Origin of the sequence: Thalassoglobus neptunius, from assembly GCF_007859735.1 — a bacterium.
Lineage (GTDB): Bacteria > Planctomycetota > Planctomycetia > Planctomycetales > Planctomycetaceae > Thalassoglobus > Thalassoglobus neptunius.
Genome location: NZ_SIHI01000003.1, coordinates 83,753 through 97,362 on the forward strand (window position 1 = coordinate 83,753; position 13,610 = coordinate 97,362).

General features: G+C 53.2%; 13 protein-coding genes. 6 read left to right on the plus strand and 7 right to left on the minus strand.

Annotated elements, in window-relative coordinates; all coding sequences use genetic code 11:
* Positions 1-127 precede the first annotated feature (127 nt).
* Positions 128-1,117 (plus strand): malate dehydrogenase, encoded by a 990-nt coding sequence (locus KOR42_RS12925; RefSeq protein WP_146510250.1) that lies wholly within the window; start codon positions 128-130, stop codon positions 1,115-1,117.
* A gap of 166 nt (positions 1,118-1,283) precedes the next feature.
* On the plus strand, positions 1,284-2,735 hold the full coding sequence (locus KOR42_RS12930; RefSeq protein ID WP_146510251.1) for a sulfatase: 1,452 nt from the start codon (positions 1,284-1,286) through the stop codon (positions 2,733-2,735).
* Positions 2,736-2,925: 190 nt separating this feature from the next.
* Here the strand turns inward: KOR42_RS12930 and KOR42_RS12935 are convergent, their stop codons facing one another.
* The 6 genes from KOR42_RS12935 to KOR42_RS12960 form a co-directional block, all read right to left on the minus strand.
* Positions 2,926-3,825 carry a hypothetical protein gene (locus KOR42_RS12935; protein WP_146510252.1) on the minus strand — a complete coding sequence of 300 codons (900 nt, stop codon included), beginning with the start codon at positions 3,823-3,825 and terminating at the stop codon, positions 2,926-2,928.
* A gap of 361 nt (positions 3,826-4,186) precedes the next feature.
* The gene (locus tag KOR42_RS12940) at positions 4,187-4,798 is read right to left on the minus strand and encodes a 5-formyltetrahydrofolate cyclo-ligase (protein WP_146510253.1); all 612 of its coding nucleotides are present in this window, start codon (positions 4,796-4,798) and stop codon (positions 4,187-4,189) included.
* Between the two features lie 57 nt (positions 4,799-4,855).
* Entirely contained in the window at positions 4,856-5,197 is a 342-nt protein-coding gene (locus tag KOR42_RS12945) for a translation initiation factor (protein ID WP_146510254.1), read from the minus strand.
* A 61-nt stretch (positions 5,198-5,258) separates the two neighbouring features.
* Positions 5,259-6,041 carry a biotin--[acetyl-CoA-carboxylase] ligase gene (locus KOR42_RS12950; RefSeq protein WP_146510255.1) on the minus strand — a complete coding sequence of 261 codons (783 nt, stop codon included), beginning with the start codon at positions 6,039-6,041 and terminating at the stop codon, positions 5,259-5,261.
* Between the two features lie 112 nt (positions 6,042-6,153).
* Complete coding sequence (locus tag KOR42_RS12955; RefSeq protein WP_146510256.1) at positions 6,154-7,077, minus strand: sugar phosphate isomerase/epimerase family protein; 924 nt, start codon at positions 7,075-7,077, stop codon at positions 6,154-6,156.
* Between the two features lie 95 nt (positions 7,078-7,172).
* Entirely contained in the window at positions 7,173-7,424 is a 252-nt protein-coding gene (locus KOR42_RS12960) for a hypothetical protein (RefSeq protein ID WP_146510257.1), read from the minus strand.
* A 412-nt stretch (positions 7,425-7,836) separates the two neighbouring features.
* Between KOR42_RS12960 and KOR42_RS12965 the strand changes: the two genes are divergently transcribed.
* Positions 7,837-8,436, plus strand: a complete 600-nt coding sequence (locus KOR42_RS12965) for a leucine-rich repeat domain-containing protein (protein ID WP_197441135.1) — start codon at positions 7,837-7,839, stop codon at positions 8,434-8,436.
* Here KOR42_RS12965 and KOR42_RS12970 read toward each other — a convergent pair.
* Positions 8,433-9,935: a serine/threonine protein kinase gene (locus tag KOR42_RS12970; RefSeq protein WP_146510259.1), complete on the minus strand. Its 1,503-nt coding sequence runs from the start codon at positions 9,933-9,935 to the stop codon at positions 8,433-8,435. The two genes, KOR42_RS12965 and KOR42_RS12970, sit on opposite strands and share 4 nt — an antisense overlap.
* A gap of 359 nt (positions 9,936-10,294) precedes the next feature.
* Between KOR42_RS12970 and KOR42_RS12975 the strand changes: the two genes are divergently transcribed.
* From KOR42_RS12975 to fmt, 3 genes are all read left to right on the plus strand, one after another.
* Positions 10,295-11,596 (plus strand): radical SAM protein, encoded by a 1,302-nt coding sequence (locus KOR42_RS12975; protein ID WP_146510260.1) that lies wholly within the window; start codon positions 10,295-10,297, stop codon positions 11,594-11,596.
* A gap of 91 nt (positions 11,597-11,687) precedes the next feature.
* Positions 11,688-12,443, plus strand: coding sequence for a metallophosphoesterase (locus KOR42_RS12980; protein WP_146510261.1), 756 nt, complete (start codon positions 11,688-11,690; stop codon positions 12,441-12,443).
* Between the two features lie 149 nt (positions 12,444-12,592).
* Complete coding sequence (gene fmt / locus KOR42_RS12985) at positions 12,593-13,561, plus strand: methionyl-tRNA formyltransferase (protein WP_146510262.1); 969 nt, start codon at positions 12,593-12,595, stop codon at positions 13,559-13,561.
* The last annotated feature ends 49 nt before the right edge of the window (positions 13,562-13,610 follow it).

Genomic DNA, 13,610 nt, shown 5'->3' on the forward strand with positions numbered 1-13,610 from the left:
CCCATCCCGTGGTTTTTTGAATGAACTTTCTCGCAGCTTATGACTGTCGACCCATTGCACTCCGACAGGGTGTGATCGAACAGACACTGAACGTAGCTAACCTCTTAAGAAAGAAAACGGTGATCAGATGAAGAAACCAATTCGAGTGGCTGTCACGGGAGCTGCCGGGAATATCGGCTATGCGCTCGTTTTTCGTCTCGCAAGTGGAGAGGTTTTCGGTCCCGATCAACCCGTTCATCTCAATCTCATCGAAATTCCACCCGCCCTGCCCGCTTTGGACGGCGTCGAAATGGAATTGGATGACTGTGCCTTCTCGACTCTGGCCGGAGTCACGAAAGTCGACAGCGATCACCTCGAAGACGGATTCGCAGATTGCAATTGGGTCTTGTGTGTCGGAAGTATTCCTCGCGGAAAGGGAATGGAACGCGGAGACTTGATCCGCGTCAATGGACCGATCTTCACGAACACTGGAAAAGCAATTCAGGCAGCTTCTGCAGACGACGTTCGAATTGTTGTCGTCGGGAACCCCTGCAATACCAACTGTCTGATTGCGATGAACAACGCGCCCGATATCCCTCGGGATCGTTGGTACGCCATGACAATGCTCGATCAGAACCGAGCCAAAACCCAGCTTGCCCAAAAATCGGGACAAGGTGTTTCGGCAGTGAAGAGAATGGCGATTTGGGGCAACCACTCAGCCACTCAGTTCCCGGACTTCTCAACAGCGACCATCAATGGCAAACCTGCTCCGGAAGTGATTGGAGACGATGCCTGGTTTAAAGATGAATTCATTCCTGTCGTCCAGAAACGCGGTGCTGCAGTGATTCAAGCACGCGGAGCGAGTAGTGCAGCTTCCGCTGCGAATGCGGCTCTCGATACTGTGAAGGCAGCCAACTCCAAAACTGCTGATGGCGACTTCTTCAGCGCAGCTGTCTGCAGCGACGGAAGCTACGGAGTGGATGAAGGTCTGATCTTCGGTTATCCGCTCATAAGCGACGGAACGACATGGAAGATCGAACAGGGAATCGAGCACGACGAATTCGCTCAGCAGAAGATCGAAGCGACTCTGAATGAGCTTCGTGAAGAGCGCGACACCGTCAAAGATTTGCTTGCCTGACGAACGTCAAAGTTGATTAGCTTTGCAAGGCCTTCTGCCATCAGGAGGCCTTGCTTCTTTTTGATAGTAAGGTGATGACTCATTCACTGCGCTCTGCGTTGTTTCTCGAAGGTTGATTGCTCTATTGTAATCGAAATCAATACTGCCTGACCGAGGAACCAAGAGCATGTGCTGCCGTGCGATCATCGCCTCTCTGATGTTACTCTTCTCCAGTTGTCCGCTCAGCGCAGCTGACGATGGACCCAATTTCGTTTTCATTCTGGTCGACGATTTTGGTTACATGGATATCGGGGCCAACAACCCCGGAACATTTTACGAGACGCCAAACATTGATCGGCTTGCCGGCGAAGGGGTGCTCTTCACACAAGGCTATGCTGCCAATCCTGTGTGCAGCCCAACGCGCTACAGCATCATGACGGGCAAGTATCCGTCACGGGTTGATGCGACGAATTTCTTCTCGGGAGCGCGGTCAGGAAAGTTTCTGCCTGCGACACTCAACAACAGGATGCCACTCTCAGATGTGACAATCGCCGAGCAGTTGCGCGACAACGGTTATCGAACGTTCTTCCTCGGAAAATGGCACCTGGGACCAACTCCGGAATTCTGGCCGGAGCATCAGGGATTCGATGTCAACATTGGTGGTCACGTTCGCGGATTGCCAAAGTCATATTTCTCTCCGTACTCCAATCCACGACTTTCCGATGGCCCCAAAGTAGAGCATTTGACGCACCGTCTCGCTGACGAAGCGATCAAACTGATTGAAGAATCCGAGGACGAGAAGTTTCTGCTGTATCTTTCCTTTTACACCGTGCACACACCTCTTCAGGCACCCAAGCCACTCGTGCAAAAGTATCGCGAGAAGGCAGCATGGTTGACCGAACAGCCAGAGTTCGGCCCGGAGGAACAAGTTTGGGAAACTGACGCAGAACGAAAAGTGCGGATTCGACAAAGCCATCCAACGTATGCGGCGATGGTTGAAAGTCTCGATCAGAATGTCGGGCGGATTCTCGACACGCTTGAGGAACTCGAACTCGCAGATGATACGGTTGTCGTGTTGTTCTCGGACAACGGAGGACTCTCGACATCAGAAGGCTCACCGACTTCGAACCTTCCGCTTCGAGGCGGGAAAGGATGGGTCTATGAAGGCGGGATTCGAGAACCGATGATCATCAAATGGCCGGATGCGGAGCGATCCAATCCGGTTTGCGATGTCCCAGTGATCAGCGTTGACTTCTATCCAACGATTCTGGATCTCGCGGGAATCGACGCTCCCAGCGAGATGGTGCTTGACGGTGTCAGTCTTGTCCCACTGCTCAAGGGAGAGAAGCTACCCGAACGTGACCTGTTCTGGCACTATCCTCATTACAGCAATCAAGGTGGCTTCCCCGGCGGAGCAATTCGACGCGGCGATTACAAACTCATCGAACGCTACGAAGACGGACGGACTCACCTCTATAACACGCGCGATGATGTTTCCGAAACGACCGACATCGCCGCTGATCATCCTGAGCTGGTCAACGATCTGCGAAACCGTTTGCATCAATGGTATAAAGAGGTTGACGCAAAGTTTCTGAGAGCCAAAGATGGTGGAGAAGATCCTTGGAGCCCGGATCAATAACGAAGACAGGCGAGTGACGTCGATGGTTTCAAGAGGAAGGAGAAATCATCGACGCACTCGTTTTTTCTTAGAGTCTGATGTAGCCATCTAGAACACGTTCAAACTTGGTTCGCACTGACTCGCACGAGCAAACTCAGCTTTCGAATAAGTAAGACCGCGCATGCGAGTGCACAGGAATGAGCAACTTGCTTTAGAACGGGCGAACGGCAGGATGGTATTGCCTTCCGCCATCAAAGCCGGACGGTTGGTTGGGAACCTGTGGCGATTGCCTTTGCCGCGATTGATTCGGCGCCGTCTGAGCTGGCGCCACTTGAGCAGGCGTCATTTGTGCAGGGTTGTACTGCTGTGTTGGGAAGGCGTTTCCGTGTTGCGGTTGAGTCGTGACTGATGCCTGTTCATCCGATTGCGGCATCACACTCTTGAGAAGCGACTTCACCCACTCCGTTGACGTCTGTTCCTGTTTCTGAGGCACGACCGCCGGTTGGGATGCAACATTCGCGGACGGCTCTTCATACGGAATAGGTCTTCCAAGCGTCGGCATCTTGTTCACATCGATGTGATTCCAGTTTTGCCCGCTCGCATAATTCTGCTCAACCCCTTGAGTGTTTGAGTTTTGGCCGCCGCTAACTGGGGCAGGAGAATAGGTTTGCTGAGGATTCCACGGCACAGCATTCTGTGAGCCAACTGCGTAATTCCCCTGTGATGACTGGTGACTCGACGGGTCATTCTTGAACCGAATCGGAACGAGCGCATCCATCGCCAGTCGAGCTTTCTCAGCAGCGGTGACTTCTCCCCCTGCATTGGTGGCATTCGTTGCATTGGGATCATACAGAGGCGCATCTTCAGCTTCCGTCGCGAGAAGTTCAGTTCGTCCCGATCTAACTGCTGCTTCGACGACTTCAGGATGCTGGTTCCATTTATTCTGGTCCCATTTGCGCACATCAACATAAGTTGTAAACAAAGCTGGCTGATGAGCGCGCGGAACGACGATCACACCTTCGTTGGTATTCATGACGTGAAACTGCATCGCCAGAAGAGAGCCGACGCTGCCTGTCAGCAGACCGGTGAAGAACGTTTTGATTCCAAACATGACACACCCGACAGTTGATTCGAATCGCCGGCAGAAGAAGTCCTGCGAAGCCATTCGATTGAAGAGGTGCCCAACTCTACAACTTCACCACTGTCATGCTTGAATTCTCTTTGCGATCGGGAGTGAGATTTCTTGATCGATTCGCCCCGCCGACTCAAGGTTACCTCAGGCCGAAGACGCTTCGAAAAGCTCCGTGTTTACGCAATCGACACGACTGTTGGCAACCCCTCAACCGAGGAGGTTTCCCTGCTCGGCAGAACCGATCAACTCAGCTGTGAACGGCAACCTCTCTTCGTCTCTTCGAAGCAGACTCGCTCATCACGGCAGGTTCTTCAGAGGAACGACGGGTTCTTCGGAATCCTTATTCACATTTCAGCAGCTGGGTCGGGGTCACAATCCAGTCGACACGTCCATCGTGATTCATCGCGGGAATTCGGTCGACGATCTGGCAATCGTAGGCGAGTCCGATCTTCAGGCAATCTGATCGAAGATCGGGAATGAGCCGGTCATAATATCCCGCCCCATATCCGAGTCGGTTTCCGCAACGATCGAAGCCGAGGCCCGGAAGGAGCGCAAGATCGACTTCTTCCGGAGGCACATGATATCGCGCGTCTTTTCTCAGTTCGTGTCGCGGTTCCGGAATGCCGTATTTGCCGACAATCAGATCTGACTCATCGGTGAAGCGAACAAGCTTGAGAGTGTTCTTAAAACAGTAAGGAACAGCGACTCGCCCCGCCCCGGAAGCCGCCTTCGCAATCAACTCGGTTCGTGTTGGAACCTCGCTGCGAACGCCCACAAAAAACAGAACAGTCCCTGCCTCGGCGTACTCCGGCTGCATCTTGAGCCTTTCGAAGATCGCTGTCGCGAGTCGCTCCGGTTCAAGTACTTTCGCTCGTTCAGCGCGAAGTGTCTGCCGGAGCTGCTTCTTCGCTTCATTCACATCCAAGCTGCGATCAGTGCTTCCGTCTGACATCTCCGGTCCATCTTCTTTCGCGCAGAGGAAATCTGTTCACGCCATCGCGAACGCGATTTAGCCTTTTGTCCGGTAGCCGATCGATTGCAGCTCTTTCTTGATCCGATCAATATGGCTTCCCTGAAGCTCAATTGTCCCATCCTTGACCGTGCCGCCAACGCCGATCGCGTCCTTCAGTTTCGTCAACAGGTTGGGAAGGTGATCCGCCTCGTCGATCAGATCCCGAATGACAGTGACGCTCTTTCCGCGTTTCCGTTTTTCGACTCCGATCCGAGCAATTTGTTTCGCAGGCGGAGTGTATTCGAACTCCGGTTCCGGACACTGGCATTCGCTTTCGAGTTCATCACACTGTTCGCACCGGGGTGGGCGATCGAACTCGGTCCCTTCAAAAAGTCTCATGACTCATCAATCCACTGAAAGTTTTTGTATCTGCTTATTGTCTTGCAGTTGAATGGTGTGATCACTCACCGATCACTTCGATTGTCCCGGCAAAGACCCTCTGGACTCCGACAGGAAGTCGGACCAGCAGAGCCCCTTCGGCATCGACACCTTCGCACAGACCGCCGATCTCGTCGACTCCATCGTTCACAAGAATATTCCTGCCGGAGAGATAGCAATGGTTTCGGTATTCGTCCAGAAAGTCAGAAGCGGTGGCGATTCGCTTCCATTCAAACTCCAGATCCTGGAGAAGTTGGATCAGAACATCCATCCGACTTGCCTCGGAGCCACTCACGTCGATGATCGATGTCGCCTTTTCTTGCAGCTGCTGAGGTGCTGACTGCAACGAGTTGTTGACGTTGAGGCCGATGCCGACAATGAGCAGGTTCGGATTCGCGGGATGACTTTCAATCAATAGCCCCGCGATTTTTCTTCCCTGAACATACACGTCATTGGGCCACTTGACTTGAACAAGCGACTCGGGGAGCCAGCGTGCCACTGCATTCCGGACTGCCATTCCTGTCGACAACGACATCCTCGGCAGAAAGCTCGTCGGTATTGAAAACTGTCCGGGATCGAACACGATTGAAAACGTCAGCGACCCCGAAGCAGACCACCACGAATTGGAACCCCGTCCGCGACCAGCTGTTTGTGCGTTCGCCCCGACAAGAGCCGGGAGAGTCCGTCCCGATAGCGGATCGTTGGCCAGGAACCGATTTGTCGAATCGACTTCGGCCAACCATTCCACCTGTGCGAGCCAAGATTCCTTCTCAATCAGGCGGCAATCAATTTCGTCTGCATTCATCTTTGATTCCGAATGAGACCGGGCGGAGGAGACTCCAACTTCCTGCTGAGGGGAGTTGAGTAACCTCACTGAATGTCCCGCGGTCTCTCACCGTGTACGACTTGAATACAGCTTAACTCTTTGCGAGACAGTCTTCGAGATATTCGTGTCCGGCTTTAATTTCGCGAGTCACATCGGAAAGGTCCGGGAGGATCGGAATTCCGCGTGGAACCGGATGCATGAAGACCTCAGTTCGTCCCTGAAAATTGGTTTCCTTCAAAGCGGCCACGATCGGAACAAAATCGAGCGGCCCGCGATGCGGTAGCTGAAGCATTTCCTGCTCTTTGGGAAGCTTCTCCATACAGCCCATTCCGTGTTCCCATGCCTGAAAATGCACGAGGCGATCACCGAGCTTATGAATGATCTCCGCGATTTGAGAGGGATCTTGCGGCAAGTGATAGGGCGCCATCGCGAGACCAATGGAGCTGGAAGGCAGTTCGTCGAAGAGGAGGAAAATCGACTCCGGCGAACTAATCAAACCGCCGCTATGATTCTCGACTCCGATCGAAATTTCCAAACTCTCCGTGAGTTCAACCGTCGGCTTCAGTTTCTCCGCGAATGCTTTCACTTCGCGTTTGAGGTCGTCCCTGGAAAGCCCCTTCTTTCCTCCGGAATTACAAATGACCATGCCTCCGCCAAGACGCTTGGTGAGTTGCATCTCAGACTGCATATTAAAGATGCCGTACTTGAAGCACGTAAGGCTTCCGAGTTTGACACCGTTCTGGTCGAGCAGCTCGCGAAATCGTTCTTCGCCCATTTCATCGATCTGCTCACGTTGGTTCCCATGCCGCTCAGCCCAGATTTCAATAGAGCGAGCCCCCGAATTGGGAAGTTCCGCGAGAATGGTTTCCAGCGGTGCTTTGCCATACATCGCAGAGGCCACGATGTAATTCAGTTGAAACGCCTGAGGCTTCGGGGCGCATAAAGAAACCGCTGCCGTCAAAGACGATGCAGCGGCTACGGAAATCTCACAGAACTCGCGTCTGGTGATTGGCATCGTGTTTCCTCAACTCATTCAAATTCAGACCGCAAGAACTGACAGGCCAATTTGGCCGCGAGGTCCTGCGATGTCGTTTTGCTGAGGAAACAATATCAGTTCATCCAGTGATTGTCTTCGTCGGAGTCAACTTGTGGCTCGTCCTGAACAGCATCCCAGCTGCGGAAGGCTTCGAAGACATCCGACGAGAGGAGCACGGTTTCCTCAGTTCCAATCACCATGTCGATTCCGATGTTGCCAAGCAGACATCGGATCTCCCGGATGAAGGGAAGCGGAGCCATGAGTGTATTCTTCGGCAAGTCGGCACATTCTCGAAGTTCGAAGCTGGCCAGGTCAGGAGTGAACATTACGTCGTCCCGTTGGAGTCATTGCATTGGGTTGCGTCTTGGTCGTTGGTCGATCCAACTTTATTCTGCACCATGGTGTCGCAGGAGGCGCGGAACTTCAATCAAACCTTAGAGAAGTCCACGACTTTTGCAGATTCCCATGACACGCGACAGGTTTACCCAAGATTTAATTAAGAAGTGAGTTGGGAAGATTGAAGACACTGGCTGAATTGACCATTCCGTAACGATTGTTCCGATCACAGCGAGAAGGATACTTTGACTATCACTTCGCGGGGCGGGACAATCTTCTGAGGGTCCGTTTACGAAGGTTGATCAGATTTTTATCCTGACGCGCTGGCGTTGAACGATGGTATTCCTCAACGTGTTTTCATTGAGACACACGCTCATGTTTCTAAAGAGGGAGAATGCAAACATGTCCAAACAACTGTTGCTTCTGGCATTACTTGCGTCTTTGCAGAGTTCCGTTTTCGCTGACGAACCGGCCGATGCGAAAGCTCCATCAGTTCAAGCCATCAAAAAGGTTGGTGGCAACGTCATGGCCATCGCACAAAATGACCCTCGACTCGACGTCACGCTGCATCTGGCGGATCAGGATGTCACTGATCCGATTCTGGAACACGTGGCTGCCCTCGAGAACGTCGCATGGCTCAATCTTGCTGGAACCAAGATCTCTGACGACGGCCTGGCCCACTTGTCAGACCTGAAATCACTCGAAAAGCTCCATCTCGAGAAGACAGCCGTTGGCGACAAGGGACTCAAACACCTCTCAGGGCTGAAGCACCTTGTGTATCTGAATCTGTATGGCACAAACGTCACGGATGCCGGAATCGACGAGCTGGCGAAATTGAAGAGCCTGAGACGAGTCTATTTGTGGCAGTCAAAGGTGACCGACTCGGGGATCGAAAAGCTCCAGAACGCCCTTCCGGAAGCTCAGGTCGTGGGAGCAATCAAGCTGACTCCAGTAGAACCGCCAAAGCCCGAAGCCGAAAAGAAAGAGCCTGAGAAGAACTAGGCGTGCCGGAATGGCAATGGGCTGGTGCGAGGAACACTCGACGTCTTGAACCAGTGATAGATGCCGAGAGTGGTCACTCCTGTCAACAGGACTGCAACAGCCCAGCCGATCCAGGACTTCTCTTCCGGCTTCTGTTCCGGAAGAGTCCCTTGAAGATTTTGGACAGCCCGATTCGCGGAGTCGCGAACCCGTGAGTCTGCGTCGTTCTTCTGCACGCGAATCAACACCGGAATGAGATGTCGAGCCCGTCGTCCACCTTGTCCGATTTCATGGGCACTTTGTTGGCGCACTTCGGGGTCGATGTCTTCCAGCGCGGTTTCCAGAACCGGGAGATGGCGTCCAGTCTTCTGATGGATCTCCCCCAACGATTCAATCGCGACAGTCCGAACATCCGGATCGGAGTGGTGTGCCGCCTGGACCCACAGCATTTCGCCGTGATCCCCGGATTGTCGCTGAATCACTTGAATGATGTTCCAACTTAGCGAGCAAGCGAGCGTAATCGCCAGCGCGATCGCCACCCACCTCGGAACGGAATTCGTCGGCTCAACAGGTCCCGGAAGCGGAACTCCTGAGGAAGGGGATTTCGCCTGACTTCGAGTGGCTCCACTTCCTGATCGAGCCCGATCATTCATTTCCTCGGGCGTTGGACGTGTTACGACGACCGACTGTTTGACCGATCGCAATTGACGCATGACCGCCTGAGCCGATTCCGGTCGATCGGCCGGGTCTTTCTCCAGTAGCTGAAGGATGATTCTCTCCAGCGCAATGGGGCAATCGAGTGCTTTCTCACTGGGCCGCACCGGTAAGTTCTGACAGTGCATGTGCAGCGTGGCAGCGGGCGTTTCTCCGATGAATGGCGGAGTTCCAGTGATCAATTCGTAAAGCACACATCCAAGAGCGTACAGATCGGTCTTGTCTGTAATCTCCTGCCCGCGGATTTGCTCCGGGGCCATGTACAGAAATGTTCCGGCAGTTTTTCCGGCAGCAGTAATTCTTCGCGAATCAGCGACGGATGCCAGACCGAAGTCGCTGAGTTTCAACTGTCCGGAGTGAGCGAGGAGAAAGTTTCCCGGTTTGATATCCCGATGCACTACTCCAGCGGCATGTGAACAAGTGAGGGCATCACACATCTGCAAGGCGAAATAAATCACCTGTTCCCACGGAAACTGTTTCTTCTCCTGCAGCTTGTCTTCAAGAGACCCACCCTCGACGAGTTCCATCGCGTAGAACCGACGGCGATTCTCGCAGGCCCCGCCGAAGCAACGGACGATGTTCGGATGCTTCAGATTCTTGAGCACTTCGAGTTCACGCTCGAATCGGGCGAGTGCGGTCTCATCAGTCACATCGGATGGGAGCATTTTGAGGGCGACTTCGCGCCCATTGACGACGTATCGCGCTCGATAGACGACTCCCATCCCGCCTTCGCCGATTTGCTCAAGCAGTTCGAAGGGCCAGATCCATCTGGATTCAGGAGAAGTTGGTTTCCGGTCGGTGGTCATGTCGTTCGTAAACTCGGTGGAACGATGAGGCAAATCCCAAAATGGACATCATCCTTAACAGTCGTTAAGCAATGATGTGTTGTCTGTGGAGATTCAGGCAGAATCAACAACAGTTATTGATTGAATTCCGGAATGAGGCGCCCCAACCCAATCCTGTCGATTCTCGCCGATTCTGAACATCTCGACCAGGGTTTCGATCGCAGTCGCCGATCAATGACCGCGTGGCAGTTGCTCAGCAACGATCCTCAGGGATACAATCAGGTTCGGAACGGTCCTCCATCGCGAAAACTTTCGACCCGGACGCAATTTTACCGGATTTTTCGAACAAGACCATTAAAGACCGCCAGAAAGGTCACGACATGTACTTCCGGATGGCCAAACGCCTTCTCCTGGAAACAGACAAAAGACTCGTCTGGAAACTGTTCTGGAATATGGGCATCAAAGGTGCCCGATCTGTCCAACGCTTCAAGAAGAAGCTGAAGAAGGGCCAGGTTTTCCCGCCATTTCTGTACATCTCCATCATCAATTCCTGCAACTTACGTTGTCAGGGGTGTTGGGTTGACGTCTCCGCGAAGCAACAGACGATCGACGTCGAAGCGATGGACCGGCTCATCAACGAAGCCAAAGCCAATGGAAACGTCTTCTTCGGAATCGTCGGCGGCGAACCCTTCATGCACCCCCAGATTCTGGAAATCCTGGGAAACCATCCCGACTGTTATTTTCAGGTCTTTACAAATGGACACTTTATTACGGACAAGGTGGCCAAGGAATTGCGTCGCCTCGGGAACGTGACTCCACTCATCAGTGTTGAGGGATCCGAGATCGTCAGCGACGAGCGCCGTGGCCGATCTGGCGTGTTGTCCAAAACAATGCAGGGCATTCAAAACTGTCTGGACAACAAAATCTTCACCGGCGTCTGCACAAGTGTCTGCAAAACCAATCTCGATGACCTCGTGACTGAGAAATGGGTCGACCGGTTGATTGAAATGGGTGTGTTCTACACCTGGTTTCACATCTATCGCCCGATGGGACCGGACTCGTCTCCGGAGTTGTGCCTGAGCCCCGAAGAGCAGCAGCGGATTCGGAAATTCGTGGTCGAAATGCGCGTCAAGAAGCCCATCATTTTTGTTGACGCTTACTATGACCATCAAGGCCAGGCACTCTGCCCAGCCGCCACGGGAATCACCCATCACATCAATCCCTGGGGAGGGATTGAGCCTTGCCCAATCGTCCAATTTACTCAAGACTCCATTCACGATGAGTCGAAAACTCTGGCCGAGAAGCTGGATTCTCCATTCTTGAAAGACTTCCGTGAGCTTGCCCGAGACACGACACGCGGATGTATCGTTCTCGAGCGTCCCGACCTTCTCAAGAATCTCATCGAGTCACATCATGCGGAAGACGGAACCGTCCGAAAAACGGCGCTCTCAGAACTCGAACAGATGAAAATCCGCCCTTCCCAGTACAATGCTGATCTGGCGATTCCAGAAAAGAGTTGGGCATACCGGATCGCGAAGCGACATTTCTTTAACGACTTCGATGCCTACCAAGGTCGGGATCACAGCAAAGCCTCTGCTCCCGCGATGTTGAAAACCATTTCGGCGACAACCACCCCGGAACCGGAATTCGTCGAACTCAATAATGGTCTTTCAGATTCATAATCGTTGATCGTGTCCGCCGCTCCGGACTTCTTGCTTCTACGAATGACGTTGACGTCGTCACCCTGAACTGCTGCCTTCGAATACCGCCGCCATGCCAAGAATCAGCTTTCTGTCCGATCTTCATCTTTTTGCACGTCGCTCCACAGCAGATCAGTATCACGATCAAATCGTCGAAGCAGCCCGGGAGTCAGACGTGTGCATTCTGGGCGGCGACATCTTCGACTTCCGGTGGTCTGTTTATCGCACCGAAGACGAAACAGCCCACGCTGCAGTGGAATGGCTCCGGAAATTTGACGAAGAGACGAATCACTGCCGGGTCCACTTTCTGCTCGGCAATCACGACGATCATCCGGAACTTCTCCAACGACTCCCCTACCTTGCCGAAGAACTGAAAACCTTCGAATGGAGCCGCTATTACTACCGGCTGGGAGATACTTTCTTTCTTCATGGAGACGTGGCGGACAAAACAATGACCGCCGCTTGCCTGGAATCGCAACGTCAGAGCTTCGCCCACGGGAATCGTACTGAACTGCACAACAAGCTGTACGATGTCGCCATCAAGGCTCAGCTGCATCGCCTCGCTCCTCCGGCAGTCTATCCCTGCAAACGTGTAGCCGCCCGAATCTTGAGCTACCTGGAAAGCATCGGAAACGGGAAATCGTCCGGTGTCGAACATGTCTACTTTGGCCACACTCACCGTCCGATGGACCACTATTTGTACAAGGGAATTCACTTTCACAACGGCGGGGCCCCAATCGGTCGAGCCCCATTCAGAATTCTCAAAAGAGACATTCCCACCGACTCGCCCAATGGACCCGTCGAAGGAATCGACAGCCACCGAGCGTAACGGCAATTCATCCGAAACGGCTCTCATCCAGTGAGTAATCATCGATCACCGGGCCAATCTGAACTGTCACCCATCGCAACTTTCACTACGTTCATTCGCTCAACCGATTCGGAGACAACAAGACTCCGGGACCTGCTCAGGACAAATCAATGGCATTACGGATTGTATTGATGGGAACAGGGGAGTTTGCGCTTCCCAGTTTCCAGACACTCATCCAGTCCCCGCACAATATTGTCGGTCTCGTCACTCAACCCGACCGCACAGGGCGAGGACATCATCGGCACGTCAACAAGCTCAAGGAATTCGCGCTCTCAACAGACATTCCGGTCTTTCAGCCGGAGAAGGTCAATCAACCTGAGTCGCTGGCAACTCTCGAGGATTGGAAAGCAGACCTGTTCGTGATCGCTGCCTATGGGCAAATCCTCTCGAAGAAGCTGCTCTCGATCCCAAGACTCGGCGCGATCAACATCCACGGATCTCTTCTCCCGAAGTTTCGAGGCGCAGCCCCGGTCCAGTTCGCCGTTTTGACCGGTGAAGCCGAAACGGGTGTTTCCATCTTTCGAATCGAACCAAAGCTCGATTCCGGTCCGCTTCTGGGAACCGTTGCTACCGAAATTGGAAGCGAGGAAACCAGCGGGGAACTCCACGATCGACTCGCAATTCTGGCAGCCCCGTTGACTCTTGATGTCGTGAACCAACTCGATACGGGTACCGCACAGGAAACGAATCAGGACCCCGACCTCGTCACGTTTGCGCCGAAGATTGAAAAAGCTCAAGGCTGGATTGACTGGACCCGCAAGTCTGAAGAAATCGGCTGGCATGTTCGAGGAATGCAGCCCTGGCCGATGCCGGTCACGATGTTTCAAAGACCCGAGAAGGCTGATCTGCGAGTCTCGATCCTGCGAGTTCAACCGATTCGCGAGGATGATCACGGGCATCTCACTTCACTCAATCCCGGGGAACTGCGTATCATCGATGATCGCCTGCTGGTAAAAACAGGGGACTCCGGCCTTGAAGTGCTGGAACTTCAACCGGCAGGAAAACGCCCGATGCCGTCAGACGCATTTGCCCGCGGCAACGATCTGACAGATGCTCGATTCATCAAACCCGATGCCTGACAGAAGACGAGAGACCAACAACATTCATTTCGATTGAGACAACCGATCA

What these genes read in the sequence shown, in the direction of transcription:
- KOR42_RS12925 (WP_146510250.1), top strand. Translation starts at nt 128, where the DNA reads ATGAAGAAACCAATTCGAGTGGCTGTCACGGGAGCTGCCGGGAATATC.
- KOR42_RS12930 (WP_146510251.1), top strand. Translation starts at nt 1,284, where the DNA reads ATGTGCTGCCGTGCGATCATCGCCTCTCTGATGTTACTCTTCTCCAGT.
- KOR42_RS12935 (WP_146510252.1), bottom strand. Translation starts at nt 3,825, where the DNA reads ATGTTTGGAATCAAAACGTTCTTCACCGGTCTGCTGACAGGCAGCGTC.
- KOR42_RS12940 (WP_146510253.1), bottom strand. Translation starts at nt 4,798, where the DNA reads ATGTCAGACGGAAGCACTGATCGCAGCTTGGATGTGAATGAAGCGAAG.
- KOR42_RS12945 (WP_146510254.1), bottom strand. Translation starts at nt 5,197, where the DNA reads ATGAGACTTTTTGAAGGGACCGAGTTCGATCGCCCACCCCGGTGCGAA.
- KOR42_RS12950 (WP_146510255.1), bottom strand. Translation starts at nt 6,041, where the DNA reads ATGAATGCAGACGAAATTGATTGCCGCCTGATTGAGAAGGAATCTTGG.
- KOR42_RS12955 (WP_146510256.1), bottom strand. Translation starts at nt 7,077, where the DNA reads ATGCCAATCACCAGACGCGAGTTCTGTGAGATTTCCGTAGCCGCTGCA.
- KOR42_RS12960 (WP_146510257.1), bottom strand. Translation starts at nt 7,424, where the DNA reads ATGTTCACTCCTGACCTGGCCAGCTTCGAACTTCGAGAATGTGCCGAC.
- KOR42_RS12965 (WP_197441135.1), top strand. Translation starts at nt 7,837, where the DNA reads ATGTCCAAACAACTGTTGCTTCTGGCATTACTTGCGTCTTTGCAGAGT.
- KOR42_RS12970 (WP_146510259.1), bottom strand. Translation starts at nt 9,935, where the DNA reads ATGACCACCGACCGGAAACCAACTTCTCCTGAATCCAGATGGATCTGG.
- KOR42_RS12975 (WP_146510260.1), top strand. Translation starts at nt 10,295, where the DNA reads ATGTACTTCCGGATGGCCAAACGCCTTCTCCTGGAAACAGACAAAAGA.
- KOR42_RS12980 (WP_146510261.1), top strand. Translation starts at nt 11,688, where the DNA reads ATGCCAAGAATCAGCTTTCTGTCCGATCTTCATCTTTTTGCACGTCGC.
- fmt (WP_146510262.1), top strand. Translation starts at nt 12,593, where the DNA reads ATGGCATTACGGATTGTATTGATGGGAACAGGGGAGTTTGCGCTTCCC.